Consider the following 21,861-nt stretch of genomic DNA (forward strand, 5'->3'; position numbering starts at 1 on the left):
AGCCTGCGTATGCGTCACAGGAGTCAAAGGGGCCACGTTGCCCCTTTTTGCTTTTCTATGGCTGTCATCCGTCTTTCAAACGCGCCGCGCGACGTGCTTGATATTCCATCTGTCAACAGCGCTAACGCGCGGTTTTAAAACGGTTTTTTATGTCTATTCCGACGCCCGGGATTTCCTTCGCGCCGCAAAAATGAACGGCTATTTTTGAGCTCTGGCACATGCCGGAGAACGGTCGGCGCTGAACGCCCCGCCGTTGCCGGTTCGAGAGAGTTCCGCCCGATCAGCTTGCCATTGGCAGGCCCGGTGCGGCAGCAATCACTACTGGAGAGCGTCATGCAAGCAACAGTCATCCGTGGCGGCACGGTTATCAATCATGATCGCGCGTTCAAGTCCGACGTGCTGTGCGTCGACGGGGTCATCACGGCCGTCGGGCCCGACCTCGATGCGCCAGCCGGCGCGGAGATCGTCGACGCGGGCGGGCAGTACGTGATGCCGGGCGGTATCGACCCGCACACCCACATGCAGATGCCGTTCATGGGCTTCGTCACCATGGACGACTTCTACACGGGCACCGCAGCGGGCCTTGCGGGAGGCACCACCACCATCATCGATTTCGTCATACCCAGTCAGCAGCAACCGCTGATGGAGGCCTACCGTACCTGGCGCGATTGGGCGACCAAGGCCGCGTGTGATTACACATTTCACGTGGCGGTGACCTGGTGGGATCAGAGCGTGCATGACGATATGGGCACGCTCGTGCGCGACGAGGGCGTCAACAGTTTCAAGCACTTCATGGCCTACAAGGACAGCATCATGGCCGACGATGGTGTGCTCGCCAACAGCTTCCAGCGCTGCCTTGAACTCGGTGCCATGCCTACCGTGCATGCGGAATTCGGCGAGATGGTGTTCGTGCTGCAGCAAAAGCTGCTGGCCAGCGGTATCACCGGCCCTGAGGGGCATCCTTTGTCACGCCCGCCCGTGCTCGAAGGGGAGGCCGCGGAGCGCGCCATCGCCATTGCGAAAGTATTCGATGTGCCGGTGTATATCGTGCACGTCTCGAGCAGCGACGGTGTGGATGCGATCGCGCGGGCGCGCGCTCGCGGGCAGAAAGTCTTTGGTGAAGCGTTGGCGGGTCATTTATGCGTGGACGATTCGGCCTATCGTAGTTCCGACTTCACATTTGCCGCAGGCCATGTGATGAGCCCTCCGTTTCGTGCGCCGGAGCACCAGACGGCGCTTTGGAAAGCATTGCAAAGCGGCACGCTGCAAACCACCGCCACCGACCATTGCTCCTTTTGCACAGCGCAAAAGGCTGCCGGTCTTGGCGATTTCACGAAAATACCAAACGGCTGCGGCGGCGTCGAAGAGCGCATGCTGGCGGTGTGGGACGAAGGTGTGAACCAGCGCGGCCTAAGCCCGAGCGAGTTCGTTAAGATCACCTCGACCAATGCCGCACAGATGTTCAATCTTTACCCGCGCAAGGGACTGATTGCCGTGGGCGCCGACGCGGATCTGGTGGTATGGGATCCGCATGCCACCAAAACGATCTCTGCGAAAACGCAGTTCGGCAAGAGCGACTTCAACGTGTTCGAGGGACGCACGGTAACGGGCATTCCCACCCACACGATATCCGGCGGAGAAGTGGTCTTCAAGCAGGGCGACTTACGCGCCAGGGCCGGGGCAGGGCGCTACCTGAAACGACCGGCGTTCACTGCAGGCTTTGACGTTCTCGGTCGCTTCTCCCGAGCCGCCGGTGCCGCGACCAGTTCGGGCAATGCCAAATGACGGGCCGTGTGATGGTCAGCTTTGAGAATGTCCGACTCTTCCCGGAATCACTATGAAACTCGCTTCGCTAAAATCCGGCGGCCGGGACGGCACGCTCCTCGTTGTGTCGCGCGATCTGCAACGCGCGGTGGTGGCCGGGCCGCCCGCACCGACGCTGCAGTTTGCGCTGGATCGATGGAATGACGTGGTCCCTTACCTTGATTTGCTGTACCGGCAGCTCAATGACGGGCAGTTGGACGATGCCACTGCCTTCGATGCCCGCGCTTGCGGTGCGCCCCTGCCGCGCGCCTATCAATGGCTGGATGGCTCGGGCTTTCCGAATCACATGCGGGTTATCAATGGTGCTGCCAACGCGTCGGCGCCAGTTGCACTGCCGGCATTTCCGTTGATGTATCAAGGTGCGTCAGATGACTTCATCGGCGCGCATGACCCAGTGCGCCTGCCTGCCGAAGGCGACGATATCGACTTCGAGGGCGAGGCCGCCGTGGTGCTCGACGATGTGCCAATGGGGGTCCTCGCGCAGGACGCGCTTAAGCATATCAAGCTGGTCATGCTGCTCAACGACATCAGCTTGCGTGCGTATGCGCCTCGCGAAACTGCGGGCGGGTTCGGTTTCATCAATGCGAAGGGCGAGACCAGTTTCGCGCCGGTTGCGGTCACGCCCGACGAACTCGGTAACGCATGGCGCGAGGGCCGCATCGAATTGCCCATGCGAGTATCGCGCAATGGCGAGTGGTTCGGCCATCCCGGCGGTGAAGCCATGCACTTCACTTTTCCGAAGCTGATCGAGCATGCGGCGCGCCGGCGCAACCTGAGAGCGGGCACGATCGTTGGCTCTGGCACGTTCTCCAACTCGCAGCGAGAGGTGGGTTCGGCCACGATCATCGAGCGGCGCGCACTCGAAACCGCGGATGCCGGCACACCGCAGACGCCTTACTTGCAGTTTGGCGAGACGATTCGCATCGAGATGCTGGACAGTGCAGGGCATTCGATTTTCGGTGCGATCGACCAAAAGGTCTTGAAAAGCGAAGACCTTTGATAAGAAGAGCGCGGCGCGCGGATGAAAATGAAGAGCCGGGGCTATGCCCCGGTTTTTTTATATTTTGGCCTACTAGCGAATTCATCGATCAGGAAGAGCTCGAAGGATCCTAGGCGACACACCCGGCAAAAAACCTGCCGCCGAGGCCCGGAATTTCGCTGAATTGTTCTTCTATGCCACTGTTTTTAAACGACTTATAGATGCAGTTCCACGGCGCAGAATTGCGCTATTGCTCAGGTTTTAGCGGGATAACTTAGGACGACTTCAAAGTCGTCACAAACTTCTATCCTGGAGCCTTAATCATGAAGCATCTGTTGCCGAAAGCGTCGTTTCAAATGATCGCATTGCTGGCATTGAGCACCGGTATTGTCCACGCGCAAAGCAGCGTGACCTTGTACGGCGCGGTGGACGATGGACTGTCCTACGCCAACAATCAGGGCGGCAAAAGCAGTCTGCAGGCCGTCAGCGGCATGCCCACCGGTAGCCGCTGGGGGCTCAACGGTGTGGAAGATCTCGGCGGAGGTCTGAAGACGATCTTCACGCTGGAAAATGGCTTCGACCTGAACTCGGGCGAGCTGGGTCAAGGCGGTCGATTGTTTGGACGACAAGCATTCATGGGCCTGTCCGGCACATTCGGCACGCTGACTTTCGGGCGCCAATATGACCTGGTCGTCGACTATGTGCAGCCGCTGGCCGCCAACGGGACTTGGGGCGGCGCGTATTTCTCGCACGCGGAAGACGTCGACAACATTAACAATAGCTTCGTGGTCGACCGTAGCATCAAGTTTGCCAGCACCGACTATGGCGGCTTCCACTTCTCCGGCCTGTACAGCCTGGGCGGGGTGCCGGGACAGTATGGCGAGGATCAGGTCTGGAGCGTGGCTGCGGGCTATGACAGCGGTCCGCTGCATGTCGGGGGTGCGTATCTCGACATTCACAATCCCGAGACCGCGGTGCAGGGCAACCAGAACACCCCTACTTTCACCAACGTGATCTACGGCAACTATGTTGCCGCGGCGTCGAGCCAGAAGATTGCGGCACTGGGTGCCGCTTACACGATCGGCAAGCTCAAGTTACTTGGCAATGTGTCGGGTGTGGTGTTCAAGGACGGCAGCGGCGGCCAGGACGTCAGCTTCGGTACGGCCGAAGCCGGCGCAGGCTGGCAGATCACGCCCGCGGCGCTAGTCGCTGCCGATTATGGCTATGTGACGGGCAAGGTGGACGCCACCGGTCAGCATCCCCGCTACCATCAGTTCAATCTCTTTTCGAGCTATTCGCTTTCGAAGCGGACCACGGTGTATGCGCTGGCGGTGTATCAGCTTGCAGTGGGCGATGCGCAACAGGCGCAGATCACGGGCTTTAGCGCCTCCAGCACGAATCGGCAGGTCGCCCTGCGTGCTGGTCTGCAGCACGTGTTTTAGCGGGCAGTGGCGGGCAGCCCCGGCGCTGACAACACGTCGGCTGGCTGCCTGCCACCGAAGGCGATCGTGATTTCTCGCGCCGCGAGTATCGTGGCGTGGCCAAGTTCTTCCATGCGCTGCATCGTCACACGCAGTGTCGAACCCACTACGCTAAGGGCGGCTACCGGCATCGACAATTCATCGAAAATGGGCGCAGCCACGCAGCGTACCCCCAGAGAAGTCTCTTCATTATCCATCGCATAGCCCACACGGCGTACTTCCTGCAATTCGCTATGCAATGCGGTCGGGCGGGCAATCGATTGACTGGTGAGCCGTTGTAAACCACCGCGCTGCACGAACGATGCAATTTCCGCGTCTGACATCGCAGCGAGAACGGCTTTGCCCATAGCCGTGCATGCTAACGGAGTCCGATTTCCAGGTCTGGACGACGCGTGCATCATTTCGCGACTTTGCATTTGCAGTAGTAACAGCATGTCGTGTTCGTCGACACAGCCTAGCTGGACGGTTTCGCCGCTGGCGTCGCGCAGGCGGCGCATGGCTGGCGTAGCCAGTTCGGTCAATTGGCGGCGCCCTCCGAACACAGCGCCGACCGAGAAACACTGCGCACCGACAAACCATAACGCCCTGTCGCGTTGAAAGCAGACAAAGCGCCTCTGCTCCAGGGTGGTCAACAATCGGTGTACGGTCGATGCCGGCAGGCCCGTTCGTTCCGACAGATCAATTAATCTGTAACCCTGATCATCTTCGGCGAGGATTTCAAGCAGCGAAAGCGCGCGCAGCAAAACCTGGACGGAGCTTTTATCTTCTCGAACGATGCTATGTACATTGGCGTCACTTTTACGTCGAGTCTGTGATCCGCGTTGCATTTCTTGAGACCTCCTGTCCGCTGAAGGGAGCGCGTGCTCTCTCGCGATAATGTCCATACCTTCGGGTGTCTTCGAATTGCGTGCAAATTATGTGCCAATAGTTATCCGGGTACGAATGGCGGGCGAGCGCCAGCTATGTGGCCCGATCGCTCTTGAGACGGCACGGCGACGATGCACAATTTCGGCGCACTTCACCATTTGTAGTCGATGAGTGCACCGTCACAAGTCGCAATATCCTGCGCGCTGGGCGGCCGTGTATCCGGCTCAACACCTACACGACCCGAAGCTTACGGCCCGACCGGTTCTCGTGATGCGGAGCGTCGCTGATGTGTGGAATATACGCAGCGAAGCTCGCGGCGAGCGAGCTGCCGCGGGTCGCGCGGATGGTTTCGCCGAAACGGCCGACGCGTTGCGGCTGCTGGACTACGTGCCAGGCGACCAGGTGAAGACAGCAGTGCCGGCGAGGCTTACGAACGCCCGCGACTTGGTGAACGATTGTCGGGATCGTAACGTGACGCTGCATGTCGCGCGCAATGATGAGCGCCTCGGTGGCCGCGCGATTGACGGCCGCACTTCGCGGCACGAATGCCACCGCATCAGCCAGATCATCCGCAGCGTATCGAGGCGCATTTCGGCCGGGGTAAAACGGTCGGTCGGACCCGGCAGACGGTTTATCGTGGGATCCGGCGCGTCAACCATGCCGACCGTTCAGCGTACTAGGCACTAGCCTTGTTGAGCATCGCAATCGCCTCGGAAGGCAGGCGCACCTGTGCGGCTGCCATCAGGTCGTCCAGTTGAGTGAGCGAGGTGGCGCTGGCAATCGGTGCGGCAACGGTCGGCTGCGCGATCAACCAGGCCAGTGCGATCTGTGCGGGTGTCTTGCCCAGACCCTGTCCCACTTCGTCGAGTGCCGCGAGAATGCGCATGCCTCGCGGGTTCAGGTAGGGCTTGACCGAATCGCCACGCGCACTGTTAGCCAGGTCCCCAGACGTGCGGTATTTGCCCGTCAGGAAGCCGTTTGCCAACGAAAAGTACGAGAGCACGCCGATGTTGTACTTCTCGCACACACCCCGGGCAGCACTTTCGAATTCGGCCCGGTCGTAAAGGTTGTAATGCGGCTGGAGTGTCTGATATGCAGGGAGTCCTTTGCTGCTGCTGACCTTGAGACTTTCTTCGAGTCGCGCCGCCGTATAGTTCGAAGCACCGATGGCTCGCACCTTGCCTTGCTTGATCAGACGATCGTAGGTGTCGAGGGTCTCCTCGAGCGGAGTCCCGGCATCGTCCTCATGCGACTGGTATAGATCGATGTAGTCCGTGTTCAGCCGCCGCAATGACGCCTCGACGGCCTCGGTGATGTATTGCTTCGACAAGCCCTTCTGGCCCGGTCCCATCTCCATGCCCACCTTGGTAGCAAGCACGACCTTGTCCCGCTTGCCGCTGCGGGCCAGCCATTTTCCCAGGATCGTCTCGGACTCGCCGCCCTTCAGCCCTGGAATCCAGTTCGCATAGACGTCGGCTGTATCGATGAGGTTGAAACCCGACGACGAAAAGGCATCCAGAATGCTGAACGAGGTGGCTTCGTCGGCAGTCCACCCAAAAACATTTCCGCCCAGAGCAAATGGCGCGACACTGATACCTGTATGTCCTAACTTACGCTGATCCAATTTCGCTTTCCTCGTAGTTGCTTAGCATGGTGTGGGCGTGCGCTGTACGCACCCGCGATGGCCGGCAAGTACCGGTCGTAAGGCCGGTTAGTAACGGAGCTTCGCGGCTGGCAACAAAGGTATCGCGTCAATAACGCCGCTCCGGCGGCTTTTCATACAGTGGATTTTCGGACGCAACTTCTTTTATTTCATATGCTTGCGTGAACTTTTGAATGAAATTGCCGTGTGCGCTATTGCGCCATGCGCCGCCGGCCGCCGGTCCGACTGCCAGTTGCAACGTGGCCGGGTCGAACTGTTGCAGCGCGATGGAGGGCACACGGGCCGGATCGACCACGTCGTCGTCATGCAGCGAGGGGTGTGTGAGTTCGTCACCGTTGGTGCAGCGGACGGCGAGCGGGCCAGAGCTTATGACATGACACCGCGTTTGCGTACCGGCGGCGTGGTGATCAACGGCGGCCTGTATTCATTGATGGACGCGCCGTTCGGCGGATATAAGCGATCCGGCTTGATGAGCGCGAATTCGGCGCAAACTGGCTGGATGAATAGACGCAGGAGAAGTCGGTGCTGTTCCGGATTGGGGTTTGAGCCGGGCGGCGCGCAAGCGCAGCCCGCGCACAAAAGTATCCATCTTCAATGACGCGGCAAGCGTTTCCCGGTCAATGGGTTCGAGCCTGCTCCGCTGCCGGCACGCGAGCTTGAGATGCATGGCCGATGCCGCCTTCCTGCAGCCAGTAGCCAAGGCCCATGAAGATCGCACCGCCTGCCAGATTGCCCGCGGTCACGAAGAATTCGTTATGGATAGCCCCTGCGAGCGTGATCGAGGCGGGATGATCAGCCATCAATGCAAGCGCAAACGCGAACATGTTTGCGACGCTGTGCTCGAAGCCGCTTGCAACGAATGCGAAAATCGGCCAGAAGATCAGCCCGAGCTTTGCGCCGTCGTTCGTCGTACGTGCGGCCATCCAGATCGCGAGGCAAACCAGCCAGTTGCACAGAAGGCCCTTGGCGAACAGAGGGAGATCCGGGGCAGACATCTTTGCTTCCACGGCCTTGAAGAATGCATCTGAACCGTCAGTCAATAGAACGCCGCCGCCTGCTGCGTGCAGAATCGCCGCCAGGATAATGGCGCCGATGAGATTGCCGATCCAGCATATCACCCACACTGCGAACATGCTGCCGATCCCCGTCTCGCCTTTCAATACGGCCAACGGCATGTACATTGCCGTTCCCGTGAATAGATCGGACCCGGCAAACACGACCATTGTGAGGGCACACGCAAATACGGCACCCATCACGAGGTGCACGTAGGCCGGCCCGACGTGCGCGCCAACCGAAAACATGAGAATGTCGCCGAAGCCAATATAGGCTCCCGCCATTGCCGCACCAATCAGAAACGCCAGCGGCGATCGCCGTACAGTCGACGCCTTGTGAGCACCCACCTTCGCGAACTTGTCGATACTTTCTGCGTACATCACTACTCCAGATAAAGACGCACCTTCGCTGCTCGGGGAGGTGCTGAGGCAAACTGACGCATATACCAGTTTTCGAAGCCGTGATATTCGCCAGGAAACTTGCAAAAGTCGACAATTCGCTCTGTCTGCTGCAACTGTGCTCCTTGAGAGCGCTCTACTTTGTACCCTTTCCCGCGTGTTTTCTTGTGCACCTAACGTGGCGGAAAGTTAGTTTGTGGGTTACAGAAAGGCGGTCGTAATTGAGCGCGCAACCGGATTCGCTACCCGAGCGGGCAGCTCATCGCCTTAACATGCATGCTCTGGCAGGGGTACGACTCAGGCAGCTGCGGGCTGCGCGCCGCACTCAGATTTGAATCGCCACTGGTCGCGGCGCAGCCGGCGAGCATCATGACCAGACCCGATATGACCGCAACGTGGCCCCACACAATAAGTCGCATATGTACTCCACACAAAAAGAACGGGTTGCGGTTCGGGAATTTTCCGGTGAACGGCGTTTCCGGTGAACGGCGCTATGTGACGATTCTGCTCGAATGACTCTTACCGGCAAGCGTCGAAAGCATTACGGGTTTGTTATCTGGAAGTCCGCGTCAGTGATAGAACAATCGCCTGCCTGTTTGTGTACATAAATTCACGTGCAGTGCTTTCCAGATTGGCTCATGTTCAGACCATACATGGGCGAGACGCACCGATAGATAGCGTGGCTCGCACCACGGCGGAACATCGCGTGCGGCTGGTTTATCGCGCTTCAATGAAGAATTTCGACGCCGATTCACAATGGACAACCCGCTCCGGCGTGCCGCCAAAGCGAATACATAGACCAATTGTTTTGCATACAATCCAATAATCAATTGTTGGCACACATGTTGCTCTATCGAAGCATCACCCCATTCGGGCGCCTATCTTCGAGGAGAAACACCCATGTTTCGTCAAGCATTGATCGCCGCCGCGTTCGTCGGGCTGGCCGTCACGTCGCCCGTTCACGCGCAGTCGAACGGCGCGAAACCGGAAGTGAAACTCGGTTTCGCGAAATGCGCGCAGTGTCTGTCTATGGCACTGGTGCCGCAGTTCACCAAGGACGCGAAGATCGAAACCATCAACTTCACCTCGGGCAACGACGTGCTGACGGCACTCGTGTCGCACAGCGTCGACATCGGGCAGGTCACGTATCTGCATTTCGTTACCGCGCTGGATCGCGGGCTCGATGTGGTCGCGGTATCCGGCCAGGTGAACGGCGGCTCGGAAATCCTGATGCGCAGTGGACTGAACCTGAAGCAGGACGATTGGGCTGGTCTGAAGAAACTGGTGGCCGACGCGAAGGCAAAGGGCTCGCCGCTGAAGGTCGCGGCCTCGCGCGGCAACGCGCAGGACCTGCACATGCGCGGCGAATTGCAGATGCACGGCATCGATCCGAACAAGGACGTGCAGTTCATCAATATCCCCAACCCGGCCGACCATGTCGGCGCGTTGCAGCGCGGCGAGATCGATCTGGTGTGCTCGGTCGAACCGTTCGCCTCGCAGATTCGCCTGTCCGGCGCGGGCAAACTGTTCGACTTTCCGTATGACCAGGCGGCCGGCAAGCTCAGCAACCTGATCGTCACACGCTCCGACGTGATCAAGGATCACCCGGAAGCGGTCAAGGCAACCGTCGCGGCCGTCGTGAAGATGGTCGACAGTTTGAAGACCGATCAGACCGGCTGGCTCGATTCGATCAACAAGTACACCGCGCTCGATAAGACCGTGGCTGTCGAATCGTTGAAGAATTCCTACCCCGACTACCACATGTATCGCACGCAGACGGTAGCGATCGCGAAGATGATGAAGGACCTGCATTACGTGTCGACCGACGTCGCGCCTGCCATCGACAAGAACATGAACTACACGTTCCTGAGCGAAGCGACCGGCCAGCCGAAGAGCGCGCTGGGTTACTAAGGAGCGCATTCATGTCACAAGCATCCGCCACGCCCGAGCAAGCCGATCACGGCGACACTGCATCCGCCAGCCGGAGGTCCCCATTGGCCCGCGTGCTCGCGAAGTCCGGCGCGCAGGCGCGTGCGGGCTTCATCAGATTTTTCGTGCCGGTCGCGCTGCTCGTCTTCTGGGAAGTGTTCGCGCGCTCGGGGATCATTCCGGCCTCGTTGCTGCCGGCGCCTTCGCGAGTCATCGCAACGTGGGCCGACTGGCTCTTCGCGATCGACGGTTCGTCGCAGGCCGATAGCGGCCGCTGGATCGTCGACGCCGCCGCGAGTCTCGCGCGGGTGTTGTCGGGCTACGCGATCGCGGCGCTGTCCGGCATTCTGCTGGGCGTGGCGATCGGCTGGTGGCGCTGGGTCGAACAGGCGATCGAGCCCACGCTGCAGATGTTGCGGCCGATTCCGCCGGTCTCGTGGATCCCGCTCGCCATCATCTGGTTCGGCATCGCCAACAAGCCGGCGATCTTCCTCGTGTTTCTAGGCGCGTTCTTTCCGATTCTGATGAACACGATTCATGGCGTGAAGAACGCCGATCGCAACCTGATTCGCGCGGCCGCGATGATGGGATCGACCCAGTTGCAATTGCTGCGCTTCATCATTCTGCCGTCCGCGCTGCCGAGTATTTTCGCGGGCTTGCGCATCGCCATCGGCTCCGCGTGGATGTTGACCGTGACCGCGGAAATGGTCGCGGTAAAGAGCGGGCTGGGCTACGTGCTGTGGGACTCGTATTACTTCCTGCGCTACGACCTCGTGATCGCGGCAATGGTGAGCATCGGGTTGCTCGGCTATCTGTCCGATCTGGGCATGAGGCGCCTGATGGCCTCGGTGCTCCACTGGCAACGCCGCGGCGCCGCCGCCGGCCGTCACTGAACGAACGTAATCGAAGGAGCCCATCATGTCCTATGTCGAATTCGACAATATCACCAAGGTTTTCGCCGATGCGAAACGCGGCACGAAACTGGTGACACTCGATCACGTTTCATTGAGTCTCGAGAAACAGGAGTTGCTGTGCCTGCTCGGCCCGTCCGGCTGTGGCAAGTCGACCTTGCTCAACATGATCGCCGGCTTCGAGAAGCCGACGAGCGGTACGGTACGCGTCGGCGGGCGCGCGGTGGATGCGCCGGGTGCCGATCGCGGCATGGTGTTCCAGCAGGCCACGCTGATGCCATGGCTGCCGGTATGGGAAAACGTCGCGTTCTATCACAAGCTTCAAGGCCGTTCGAAGAAGGAGCGGCGCGCGCTCGCGCAGCCGTATATCGATCTGGTCGGTCTGACGGGTTTCGAGCATCACTATCCGGCGGAATTGTCGGGCGGGATGAGCCAGCGCGTCGGTATCGCGCGCGCGTTGCTGCTCAACCCCGGCGTGATCCTGATGGACGAGCCGTTTGCCGCGCTCGATGCGCAAACCAAAACGGAGATCCAGGAAGAACTCGTGACGATCTGGCAGAAGTCGCGCTCGACCATCGTGTTCGTCACGCACAGCGTCGACGAGGCCTTGCTGCTCGGCACCCAGGTCGCCGTGATGACGCATCGGCCCGGTCGCATCCGCGAACTGATTCCGGTTGATCTGCCGCGCCCGCGCGATATCACGTCGCCGCGCTTCAACGATCTCAAGCGTCATGTGCTTGCGCTGATTCGCGAAGAAGCCGCGGCGGCCAAACGGCTCGTTTCGGAGGCCGCATGAAAGACGACGTGTGCCTCGATCTGGTCGTGCGCAACGCGCGCATTGCGACTGGCGCGGACGTCTATGAGGCCGACATCGGCATCGTCGGCGGCGTGATCGTCATGCTCGGCGCAAATCTGCCCTGCGGCGCGAGCGAGATCGACGCGGCCGGGCGTTGGGTGCTGCCAGGCGGCGTGGATGCGCACTGCCACCTCGACCAACCCACCGGCGACGACTCCGTGATGGCCGACGACTTCGAAAGCGGCACCCGCTCGGCTGCATGCGGCGGCACGACGACGGTGATTCCGTTCGCCTGCCAGCAGCGCGGTGGCACCTTGCAGCAAGCCGTCGACGATTACCATAGCCGCGCGGAAGGCCGCGCGCTGGTCGACTACGCGTTCCATCTGATCGTCACCGATCCGACGCCGGATGTGCTCGAACGCGAACTGCCCGATCTGATTGCGCGTGGTTATACGTCGTTCAAGATCTACATGACGTATGACGCGCTCAAGCTGAACGACCGGCAGATTCTCGATCTGCTGGCCGTCGCGCGGCGCGAGCAGGCCATGACGATGATTCATGCCGAGAACGCCGACTGTATCGCGTGGCTGACCGAGCGGATGCTGGAGCGCGGCTTCACCGCGCCGTCGTATCACGCGCTCTCGCGCGTGCCGGTGGTCGAGCGGGAGGCGACGCATCGCGCCATTTCATTATCGGAGCTGCTCGATACGCCGGTGCTGATCGTGCACGTATCCGGCCGCGAGGCGATCGAGCAGATTCAGCAGGCGCAGTGGCGCGGCGCGCCGATTTACGCCGAGACCTGCCCGCAATATCTTTTTCTAACCGAAGACGATCTCGCGCTCGAGGGTTTCGAAGGCGCGAAATGCATTTGCAGTCCGCCGCCGCGCGATGCCGCGAATCAGGACGCCGTCTGGCGCGCGCTGGATCACGGCGTGTTCAGCGTGTTTTCATCGGATCATGCGCCGTTTCGCTTCGATGGTCCGGATGGCAAGAAGGTGCACGGCGAGCACGCGTCGTTCAACGAGGTTCCCAACGGCATTCCAGGTCTGGAGACGCGGCTCGCGCTGCTGTTTTCCGAGGGCGTGCTGGGTGGGCGAATCGATGTCAATCGCTTTGTCGAGATGACCTCGACGGGGCCGGCGAAGCTCTACGGCCTGTATCCGCAGAAGGGGACCATTGCCATCGGTTCGGACGCCGATCTGGTGATCTGGGACACGTTCGAGCCTCGTCCGATTCGCAATGCGGACCTGCATCACAACGTCGATTACACGCCGTATGAGGGGCGCACGGTGCGCGCCTGGCCGGGCATCACGATCTCGCGCGGCGAGGTGGTGTGGGAGCGGGCCAGCGGCGCCGTCGCCGATGCCGTGGGACGCGGACGATTCCTGCCGTGTGAGAGACCGGTGGCGCTGCACCGGTCGCGCCATCAGCGCAAGACGGCAGGAAAAGTATTTCCGTGGCTCGAGGCGTTGGGAATGTAGGCCGTCTGGTTATTCGAGAACGGGAGCTCGCCAGTCAGTCTGGATGGACTATCGCAACAGCGGGCAGGTCGTGGCCGAAGTGCTGAACGCTACGGCCGCTTCCCCGCCGCCACCTCCCGAATCAGATTCCCCACCACCTCGACATCCTCGACCCCCGTCAAATCGCTTTTCGCTTCGCCCGTCTCGGCAATCTCTCTCAATAGCCGCCGCACGGTTTTCCCCGCGCGTGTCTTGGGCAGCGCCTTGCAGACAAACACCTGCTCCAGGCGCGCGATACTCCCGATCGCCTCGCTCACCGCCACGCAAATCCGCTCGACAGTCGCTTCGACCGGTGCCCCAGCCATCAAGGTCACGAACGCCACGGGCACCGTGCCCTTGAGCGGGTCGTTCACGCCGACCACCGCCGCGTCCGCAATCCCGGGCTGCGACGCGACCACCGATTCGATCTCCATCGTACTCAGCCGATGCGCGGCAACGTTGATGACATCGTCGCCGCGTCCGAGCACCCACAACTGCCCGGTGCTATCGACCACGGCCTCATCGGACGTGTTGTACACGCCGGGATAACGGCCGAAGTACGTCGTCAGATAGCGCTCATGGTTATCCCACACCGTGCGGGCGAGCGTAGGGAAAGGCGCCGTCAGCACCAGCGCGCCTTTAGCACCGACCGGGGCAATCGATCCATCCTCGAGCAACACCCGATACGCGTGTCCCGGCACGGGCGTGCCGCATGAACCCGCTTTCAACGGCTCGACGCCGAAGACGGGATACGTCCAGGTCGAGCCGGTCTCGGTCTGCCCGTATGCGTTGACGATCGGCAACTGATCGCCGAGCGTGTTCGAGGTCCAGTGATACGTTTCCGGATCGAGCGGTTCCCCTTGCGTGGTAATCAGCCGCAAGCCATCGATCCGATTAGCCTTCGCCACCTCGTCGCCGAGCGCGCGCAGCATACGCAACGCGGTCGGGGCGATCAGAATCTTGGTGACGTGATGCTTGTTGGCGATCTGATAGAAGCGATCTTTGCCCGGCGTATCGAGTGCGCCTTCGTAGCACACCAGACTCGCGCCATGCGCGAGACCGCCGATCACGGCCTGAATCGGAAACGTCAACCAGCCGACATCGGCCGCGCACCAATAGATGTCGTCTTCTGCGGGCCCAACCTGCCATTGGACATTCGCCCACGTGCCAAGCAGAAATCCGGCGACGCTATGCACCACGCCCTTGGGCTTCGATTCGGTGCCGCTCGTAAAAATCAGAAATGCCGGTGCGTTGGCCTCGAGCGGTACGCACGGACAATCGTCGGACTGCGCGTCGACCAGCTCCCGATAACCGGTCTCGCCATCCTGCAACGCGGGCGCCGCCCCGGTGCGATCGATCACGACGATGCGCTCCAACGCCGGCGCCGTGCGTCGCGCCTTGCGGGCGTTTTCGAGCAAGGGCACCTGCTTGCCGCGCCGATAGCTGGCGTTTGCGGTGACCAGTACTTTAGCCCGCGACGTTTGCAGTCTTAGCGCGGCGGCATCGGCCGAAAAACCGGCGAACAGCACCGTATAAATCGCGCCAATCCGATTGCACGCCTGAATCGCGACAAACGACTCCAGCATGTTCGGCAGATAGATCGCCACGACGTCGCCCTGGGCGACGCCGAGCGAGCGCAGCCCGTTCGCAAAGCGCGCGGTGGCGGTACGCAGTTGCGCATAGCTGAGCGTGGCGCTGTCGCCCGGCTCGCCTTCCCACGTGATGGCCGGCCGCGCTGCGTAATGCGGATCTTCTGCGTAGCGATCGACGCAGTTGTCGCACACGTTGAGCATACCGCCGGGGAAGTATTTGAATTCGGGGAAGTTGCCGTCGCGCACGCTGTTCCATGGGCGCATCCAGCGGAATTTCTTCGCCACCCACTCCCAGTAGGCGTCGGGACCGCCGACACGTTCGATTTCGCGCGCTTGCGCGAGCAAGGCGGCCTGTTGCGGGACGCGCCATTGTTCAGGCCACGGGAGAAGCGGCTCGGCAAGCAACGTGCTCAGCGTATCGGTGGAGCTCATGCGGTGTCTCCTGCATCTTTTTTCTGATTGCACGATTGCCGTTTGGCGTGTGAAAATCTACCTAACGTTTGTTAGATAGTCAAGCATCGGAGGCACGTGTGGGCGCAGAGGATTTCCCTGATCAGCAGCAACGTTCGCCCTATTTCAGCGAAGAGCACAGCATGTTGCGCGACGCGATACGCCGCTTTATCGCCAAAGAGGTGCTGCCCTTCGCGGATCAGTGGGAGATCGACGGCTATGTGCCGCGCGAGCTGCTGCGCAAGATGGGCGAGCAGGGTTTTCTCGGTATCCGGCAGTCCGAGGCATTTGGCGGTGCGGCAATGAATGTGCTCGGCACCGTGGTGCTTGCCGAGGAATTGGGCCGCTCCACCTTTGGCGGTTTTGCGATCACGGTGCTGGTTCATACGGACATGGCGTCGCCGCATCTTCAGCATGCGGGCAATCCCGCGCAACTCGAACGGCTGATGCCCGATCTCGTCGCGGGCCGCAAGATCGCCGCCGTCGCCATGACGGAAGCAGGCGCAGGTTCCGATCTGGCGTCGATGCGCACCACGGCACGCCTTGAGGGCGACCATTACGTGCTGAACGGCGCGAAGATGTTCATCACCAACGGCGTGCACGGCGATGTCTATTTTGTCGCGGCCAAAACCGGCGGCCCGGGCCGCAGTCACGGCGGCATTTCAATGTTCATCGTCGAGAAGGGCATGCCCGGATTCTCGGTCGCGCGGCCGCTGAAAAAGCAGGGCTGGTTGTCGTCGGATACCGCCGAACTGGTGTTCGACGAATGCCGCGTGCCCGTGCAAAACCTGCTTGGCGAAGAGAACAAGGGCTTCTATTCACTGGTCAGGAATCTGCAGAACGAGCGCATCACGCTGGGCGCCCAGGCGTTGGGCGAAGCATCGAAAGCAATCGAAATCACGCTCGCTTACGTCACCCAGCGCACGGCCTTCGGTCAAACGCTATGGGAAAAACAGGCGATCCGTCAGAAGATGGCGATGCTGCTCTCGCAGGTGGAAGCGGCGCGGCAACTGCTTTACAACACGGCATGGCGCGATGCGCAGGGGCAAACGGTTGTCGCGGAAGTCTCGATGCTCAAGGCACTGTGCGGAGAACTCGTCAACGAAGTGATGTACGCATGCCAGCAGTTTCACGGCGGTTTCGGCTACATGCGTGAAGCGCCGATCGAGCGCATGGTGCGCGATGCGCGTGTGCAGTCGATCGGCGGCGGCGCGACCGAGGTGATGCTCGAAGAAGTTGCGAAGCGGATGGTATGACGTCCATGGTCAGCACACCTGTTTCCGCCATGTCAGCCACGGCGGCCGCTTCGGAAGATAGCGGCGGCAGCACGTCGGCGGCGCCCACAACCGCAGCCAATGATTCGCGCCGCACGATTCTCGATACCGCCGCACGCCTGTTTCGTAAAGAAGGTTACGCGGCCGTGTCGTTGCGTGACATCTCGGCGGCTTGCGGGATGAAGGCCGGCAGTCTGTATTACCACTTCGCGTCGAAAGACGAGATCGTGTCCGAGGTCTTGAGGATCGGCGTCGAGCGCGTATTCGCCGAGGTGCGCGCGTCGATTGACGCATTGGGCCAAGACGCGGCGCCCGAGCAGGTATTTCGCACGGCGGTCCGCGCGCATTTGCGCGCGTTGCTCGAATCGCACGACTACACGTCGGCCAACATCCGCATTTTTGGCCACGTGCCCGCGCCGATCCGGGCGGCGCAATTGCCGTTGCGAGACGAATACGAAGCGGTGTGGGCCGACATCATTGCGCGACTGGCGCCGCGGCGGAAAAAGCGGAGTGACGAATTGCGTTTCGTGCGGTTCTTTTTGCTCGGCGCGATGAATGGCACGCTCGACTGGTTTCACGCAGGCCACGCTTCGGTCGATGAAGTTGCGCAACGGTATGCGTCATTGGCGCTGTCGGGCCTGCTGGGTGCAAGCCCGGGCTGACGCGCAGGCATAGTGCGAGAACAGGGATACGTCAAGGGATATGTCAGCCACCGTCACGGCGCACGACCCGATCCAGAAACGCCAGCAGCGCGTCGCCGAACACGTCGTTGCGGTCGCCGGCCACCATATGCCCGGCGTCCATCACGTTCACATATTCGCTTTGCGGACATAGCGCGCGAAACTCCCGCGCGCCTTCTTCGCTCAGCACGTCGGACAAGGCGCCGCGTACCAGCAGCGTCGGACACGTCAGATGGCGTGCGCAATTTTCGAGTCGCTGCTGCCGTAACGCGAAGTCCCACTCATGAGGCTTGAAGCGCGGGTCCCAATGCCATCGATATGTGCCGTCAGCGGCAAGCCGCACGTTTTTTGCGAGGCCATCGAGATTTTTCCGTCGCGCGCGTTGCGGCTGATAACTGGCGATCGCGTCGGCCACTTCGTCGAGCGACGCAAAGCCCTCGGGTTTCTGCGTCATGAAGCTGTGCACCCGGTCCGCGCCGTCCATCTCGACACGCGGCGCGATATCGACCAAGATCAGCGCGCTGGCCTCGACGCGGCCTTCACCCGCCGCGATCAGACTGGTTCCGCCGCCGAGCGATGCGCCGATCAGCGCGGCCCGCGGCCTGCCGAGCGCTGCGATCACGCACCTCAAATCCTCGACCATCACGTCTTCGCCGTACGCGCCGTCGGGCGCCCAGTCGGAATCGCCGTGGCCGCGCGCGTCGAACGCGACGGCCCAATAGCCCTGTGCGCCGAGCTTTTCCGCGGCGCCTTTCCACGCGTGCCGGGTCTGGCCGCCACCATGCTGCAGCAGGACCAGCGGGCCGCCGGGGTCGCCCCACGCGTCGCCCGTAATCGCGATGCCGCCCGCGCCGCGCCACGTGAACATCGGCTCGGGGGTGCCAGGAAGTCTTGTGCCTGCTGTCACGCGATGACTCCTTCAGAGAGAGGCGGGCGCACTGGCCTCACCGCGAACGGTTCACCAGGAATCGAAGGTCGGTGCGCGCTTCTCGGAAAAGGCCTGCATGCCCTCTTTCCATTCGTCGCCACCCACCAGCATCGACAAGGCCTCGATACCAAAGCGCCGCGCCGTGCGCAGATCGGCGTCTTCGCTGACGTAGATGCTGCGCTTCGATTGCGCGACCGAGCGCGGTCCGAGCTTGCGGATCTCCAGCGCGATATCGAGCGCGGCTTGCAGCAGCATGTCGCCCGGCACCACGGCCGACACGAGCCCATAGCGGTCCGCGGTGGCCGCGTCGAGATGGGTGGCCCGCAGAATCCAGTCGAGCGCCCGGCTGCGGCCGACGTGGCGAATCAATTTCTGCACGCCGCCGGCGCCTGCCACCGCGCCAAGTCTGGTTTCGGGCAAACCGATTTTAGCGTGCGACGCAATTACACGGAAATCGCACGACAGCGCCAGCTCGCATCCGCCGCCGAGCGCAAAGCCATTGATCGCGGCGATGGTCGGAAAGTGCAGTTCCTCGAGCCGGTCGAACAGCACGGCGATATCGGCCAGATAATGGTCGCGCGCCTCGAACGGTTGATGGATCGATGCTTCGGGTCCCGCAAAATAGCGCAAATGCGCGCCGCAGCAAAACGCGCGCTCCTGCCCCGTGACGATCAGCGCACGGGTGCTTTCCTTGTCGACGAGATCCAGTGCGTGATCGAACTCGGAGAGCAGTTCGAGCGACAGCGTATTCATCTGCGCCGGGCGCGTCAGCGTAATCAATGCAATGGCGCGCTCGATCCATTCGAGCCGTACCGCGCTGCCTTCGAAGGTCGGTCCTTCAAATGTTCCACTCATAAGGTCTCCGGGTTTTGTGCGCACGGCCACGCTGACGGCGCAGTGCCGGGCGTGCCGATTCCTTTGGAAAGGGTAGGGGGACGGCGGGCAGTCTGTCAAGAAAATGAACTGACCGTTGGGTTAGTTTGGATGATATGACACGGTTGAGTCGCCGGATATACGGGTGATCCAGCAGCGAAAAATCGAAAACTAACCGTCGGGTTAGGAGATTGACCGCCAAGATTCAGCCCGCTATGATGGGATCTGGAGACAACGCGTAAGCACGCCTTGCAGCCTTCGCCTTCCGTGGCGGGAGCAGGGCGGCCGTCACGGGCGCGTGGCTCGGGGAACAGCCTGCCAAGGGCTGGCCTCATCCGCGAAACGGAAAATAAAGGTCCAATATGGATGTCTATGTGATGGGAGTGGCGATTCATCCCGCCGCGGAGGCGATCGGCGATCTGCGGCTGGAGGAAATGGCCTACCGCACCGCGCGTGCCGCGCTCGACCATGCGGGTATCGAACGCCGCGAGATCGATCATCTGACGCTCGCCGCAAGCGATGAAATCGACGCGCGCGGCATCAGCAGCATGCTGCTCGCGGCGCCCTCGGGCGGTTATCTGAAAGACGAAATGCGTGTCACCGATTCGGGCCTCACCGGCCTGCACCTCGGCGCGATGCGCGCGGCGGCGGGCCACTTGCAGCTTGGCCTCGTGGTCAGCTCGAACCAGAGTTCGGTCGTGCCGCTCGAAGACATCGCGCGGATGCGCGGCGAGCCTTTTTTTCTACGGCCGGTGGGCCTGAACTTCGCGATCGCCGATGGCCTGTTCGCCGGCGCGGTGGCCCATCGGTACGCAATTTCCGCCGCGGCCGCAACCGAACGCGTGCTTGAGCGCATGCGCTCAGCGGCTCGCAATAGTCGCGCCGTGGCGCGTGCGTTGCCGCGGCATGACGACATCGCGGGCTCACCGTGCCTCGCTTATCCGCTGCGCGCCGGGCATCGCGCGCCGGTCACCGACGGCGCGGTCGCCATGGTGCTCGCGTCCGGTGAATGGCTGCGCGCGCATCCCGAACACCGGGCGCTCGCGCGCATTGCCGGTATGGCGTGGGGTGTCGACCGTTATCAGCTCGATGGCGAGCGTTTGGCTGGACTCGATATTTTCCGGCGTGGCCTGCGGGACGTGCTGTCGCGCGCGGGCCTCGATGGCGTCGACGAACTCGAAGTGATTGAACTCGAAGCGCAAAACGCGTGGGCCGACGTGGCCTTCAGCCACGCGCTCGGCGCCTCGGCGCGCGTGAGCGTCAGCCCGTCGGGCGGCGCATGGGCGCAAAACCCGTTCTTCTGCACCGGCTTGCTGAACGCAGCCGAAGCGGCGCTGCAAGTTGCCGGTGAGGCGGGCGCCCATCAGGTCGACGGCGCGCAGCGCGCGCTCGCTCACGGCGTATCCGGCTTTGCACAACAGACTCATGGCTTCGTCGTCATGGAAGGAATCGCGGCATGAAGGCGCACAACGTAGCGGTGATCGGCGTTGGCCAGACGGAATTCCGGTCGCGCTCCGACAACCAGACCTACCCCGAACTCGCCCAGGACGCGGTCGCGCTCGCGCTGGCCGATGCCAATCTGCAACCCGAGCAAATCGACGCAGTGGTGTTTTCCATGGCGCCGACCACCTTCATGGGTGTCGCGGACGCGGACAAATGGGCGGTCGATTACACCTGGGCGCGCGGCAAGCCGTTCATGCGCGTGCACACCGGCGGCGCGACCGGCGGCTCGGCGTTGCAGGCGGCGCACGCGCATGTCGCGTCCGGGCAATACGGCACCGTGCTGGTGGTGGGCGCCGACCGGATCACCGAAACGCCGGACGCGCAGTTCGTGCTGAACCTGATCTGGGACGCCTTCTACGAGCAGGACTTCGCACTGAACACGGTGACGATGACGGCGCTCGCGACACAGCGCTACATGCATAAGTACGGCACGACGGAGCGACAATACGCGAACGTCGTGGTGCGCGCGCGCCGCAACGCGTTGAACAATCCGTCCGCGCACCTGAAGGGCGCGATCGATATCGAGGCAGTGCTCGCGTCGCCGCGCATTTCGTGGCCCTACAAGCTGTTCGATATCTGTCCGCGTTCGGCGGGCGCGGCGGCGGTCGTACTCACGTCCGAGACGCTCGCGCGCGAACGCTGCACACGCCCCGCATTCATCACCGGCACCGCGGGCGTGTCGAACACCATCTTCATGGGCGACCGCATGGGTCCGCACGCCGATACCGACTTCGCCGATTTCGCGGAATTGCGCCAGGCGGCGCGCGAGTGTTACCGGCAAGCGGGCATCACGGATCCGATGCGCGAGTTGCAAACGGTCGAAATCTACGACCCGTTCAGTTCATTCCAGTTTCCGCAGCTCGAATCGCTCGGCTTCTGCAAGCCCGGCACCGCGCAGCAACTGAGCGACGATGGCGCATTCGACATGGATGGCGCCATCGCCGTGAATCCGTCCGGCGGCACGCTGTGCACGAATCCAATCGGCGTAACCGGCCTCGTGCGCGCGGCGGAAGCGGCGCGCCAGGTGATGGGCCGGTCCGCCGCGATGCAGGTCAAGAACGTACACAACGCGCTCGCCACCGCGATTGGCGGATCGACGCAATTTTTCACGGTCACGATGCTGAGCGACGAGCCGCGCCGTGCCCCCGCGGCCTGACAGGA

The 21,861-nt window shown here is 61.8% G+C and carries 19 protein-coding genes and 1 pseudogene; 13 read left to right on the forward strand and 7 right to left on the reverse strand.

All coding sequences use genetic code 11. The features are described from left to right. Positions 1–333: 333 nt before the first annotated feature. The 3 genes from hydA (PQR53_RS18610) (at position 334) to PQR53_RS18620 (ending at position 4,245) form a co-directional block, all read left to right on the forward strand. Positions 334–1,785 (forward strand): dihydropyrimidinase, encoded by a 1,452-nt coding sequence (gene hydA / locus PQR53_RS18610; RefSeq protein ID WP_408456940.1) that lies wholly within the window; start codon positions 334–336, stop codon positions 1,783–1,785. A gap of 52 nt (positions 1,786–1,837) precedes the next feature. Further along, entirely contained in the window at positions 1,838–2,824 is a 987-nt protein-coding gene (locus PQR53_RS18615) for a fumarylacetoacetate hydrolase family protein (protein WP_408456653.1), read from the forward strand. Positions 2,825–3,126: 302 nt separating this feature from the next. Then, positions 3,127–4,245: a porin gene (locus PQR53_RS18620; RefSeq protein WP_408456656.1), complete on the forward strand. Its 1,119-nt coding sequence runs from the start codon at positions 3,127–3,129 to the stop codon at positions 4,243–4,245. Here the strand turns inward: PQR53_RS18620 and PQR53_RS18625 are convergent. Continuing rightward, a complete protein-coding gene (locus tag PQR53_RS18625) occupies positions 4,242–5,111 on the reverse strand; it encodes an IclR family transcriptional regulator (protein WP_408456659.1) in 870 nt (289 codons plus the stop codon). The two genes, PQR53_RS18620 and PQR53_RS18625, sit on opposite strands and share 4 nt — an antisense overlap. 364 nt (positions 5,112–5,475) lie before the next feature. On the opposite strand from PQR53_RS18625, the pseudogene PQR53_RS18630 reads away from it, so the two are divergent. Next, positions 5,476–5,807 (forward strand): annotated as a pseudogene (locus PQR53_RS18630) (IS5/IS1182 family transposase); the annotation flags it as partial. A 20-nt stretch (positions 5,808–5,827) separates the two neighbouring features. Here PQR53_RS18630 and PQR53_RS18635 read toward each other — a convergent pair. Together PQR53_RS18635 and PQR53_RS18640 are read right to left on the reverse strand one after the other, a co-directional pair. After that, positions 5,828–6,775, reverse strand: coding sequence for an aldo/keto reductase (locus PQR53_RS18635; RefSeq protein ID WP_408456662.1), 948 nt, complete (start codon positions 6,773–6,775; stop codon positions 5,828–5,830). 127 nt (positions 6,776–6,902) lie between these two features. Next, positions 6,903–7,109, reverse strand: a complete 207-nt coding sequence (locus tag PQR53_RS18640) for a hypothetical protein (RefSeq protein WP_408456665.1) — start codon at positions 7,107–7,109, stop codon at positions 6,903–6,905. A gap of 21 nt (positions 7,110–7,130) precedes the next feature. Here PQR53_RS18640 and PQR53_RS18645 point away from each other — a divergent pair, with 21 nt between their 5' ends. Beyond that, positions 7,131–7,412 carry a hypothetical protein gene (locus tag PQR53_RS18645; protein WP_408456668.1) on the forward strand — a complete coding sequence of 94 codons (282 nt, stop codon included), beginning with the start codon at positions 7,131–7,133 and terminating at the stop codon, positions 7,410–7,412. Positions 7,413–7,431: 19 nt separating this feature from the next. On the opposite strand, the gene PQR53_RS18650 is transcribed toward PQR53_RS18645, so the two are convergent. Further along, the gene (locus PQR53_RS18650) at positions 7,432–8,247 is read right to left on the reverse strand and encodes a formate/nitrite transporter family protein (protein WP_408456671.1); all 816 of its coding nucleotides are present in this window, start codon (positions 8,245–8,247) and stop codon (positions 7,432–7,434) included. A gap of 918 nt (positions 8,248–9,165) precedes the next feature. Here PQR53_RS18650 and PQR53_RS18655 point away from each other — a divergent pair. From PQR53_RS18655 to hydA (PQR53_RS18670), 4 genes are read left to right on the forward strand one after another with little or no spacing between them, the layout of a single operon-like run. Continuing rightward, positions 9,166–10,176 carry an ABC transporter substrate-binding protein gene (locus tag PQR53_RS18655; RefSeq protein ID WP_408456674.1) on the forward strand — a complete coding sequence of 337 codons (1,011 nt, stop codon included), beginning with the start codon at positions 9,166–9,168 and terminating at the stop codon, positions 10,174–10,176. 11 nt (positions 10,177–10,187) lie between these two features. Next, positions 10,188–11,087 (forward strand): ABC transporter permease, encoded by a 900-nt coding sequence (locus PQR53_RS18660; RefSeq protein WP_408456676.1) that lies wholly within the window; start codon positions 10,188–10,190, stop codon positions 11,085–11,087. 25 nt (positions 11,088–11,112) lie between these two features. Beyond that, the gene (locus PQR53_RS18665) at positions 11,113–11,901 is read left to right on the forward strand and encodes an ABC transporter ATP-binding protein (RefSeq protein ID WP_408456679.1); all 789 of its coding nucleotides are present in this window, start codon (positions 11,113–11,115) and stop codon (positions 11,899–11,901) included. Next, positions 11,898–13,382: a dihydropyrimidinase gene (gene hydA / locus PQR53_RS18670; protein ID WP_408456682.1), complete on the forward strand. Its 1,485-nt coding sequence runs from the start codon at positions 11,898–11,900 to the stop codon at positions 13,380–13,382. The genes PQR53_RS18665 and hydA (PQR53_RS18670) overlap by 4 nt, the downstream gene beginning before the upstream one ends. Positions 13,383–13,471: 89 nt before the next feature. Here hydA (PQR53_RS18670) and PQR53_RS18675 read toward each other — a convergent pair whose 3' ends face one another. Beyond that, entirely contained in the window at positions 13,472–15,424 is a 1,953-nt protein-coding gene (locus tag PQR53_RS18675) for an AMP-binding protein (protein WP_408456684.1), read from the reverse strand. Positions 15,425–15,522: 98 nt separating this feature from the next. Here PQR53_RS18675 and PQR53_RS18680 point away from each other — a divergent pair, with 98 nt between their 5' ends. Both PQR53_RS18680 and PQR53_RS18685 read left to right on the forward strand, forming a co-directional pair. Then, entirely contained in the window at positions 15,523–16,698 is a 1,176-nt protein-coding gene (locus PQR53_RS18680; protein ID WP_408456686.1) for a long-chain specific acyl-CoA dehydrogenase, read from the forward strand. After that, a complete protein-coding gene (locus PQR53_RS18685) occupies positions 16,695–17,378 on the forward strand; it encodes a TetR/AcrR family transcriptional regulator (protein ID WP_408456689.1) in 684 nt (227 codons plus the stop codon). Before PQR53_RS18680 ends, PQR53_RS18685 begins: the two co-directional genes overlap by 4 nt. Before the next feature lie 43 nt (positions 17,379–17,421). On the opposite strand, the gene PQR53_RS18690 is transcribed toward PQR53_RS18685, so the two are convergent. Beyond that, positions 17,422–18,303, reverse strand: coding sequence for an alpha/beta fold hydrolase (locus PQR53_RS18690; protein ID WP_408456692.1), 882 nt, complete (start codon positions 18,301–18,303; stop codon positions 17,422–17,424). 51 nt (positions 18,304–18,354) lie between these two features. After that, positions 18,355–19,179, reverse strand: coding sequence for an enoyl-CoA hydratase/isomerase family protein (locus PQR53_RS18695; protein WP_408456695.1), 825 nt, complete (start codon positions 19,177–19,179; stop codon positions 18,355–18,357). A gap of 380 nt (positions 19,180–19,559) precedes the next feature. Here PQR53_RS18695 and PQR53_RS18700 point away from each other — a divergent pair, with 380 nt between their 5' ends. Continuing rightward, on the forward strand, positions 19,560–20,657 hold the full coding sequence (locus tag PQR53_RS18700; protein WP_408456697.1) for a thiolase family protein: 1,098 nt from the start codon (positions 19,560–19,562) through the stop codon (positions 20,655–20,657). After that, complete coding sequence (locus PQR53_RS18705) at positions 20,654–21,856, forward strand: thiolase family protein (protein WP_408456700.1); 1,203 nt, start codon at positions 20,654–20,656, stop codon at positions 21,854–21,856. Before PQR53_RS18700 ends, PQR53_RS18705 begins: the two co-directional genes overlap by 4 nt. Positions 21,857–21,861: the final 5 nt, after the last annotated feature.

This window comes from Paraburkholderia fungorum, assembly GCF_046027605.1.
GTDB classification, from domain to species: domain Bacteria; phylum Pseudomonadota; class Gammaproteobacteria; order Burkholderiales; family Burkholderiaceae; genus Paraburkholderia; species Paraburkholderia fungorum_F.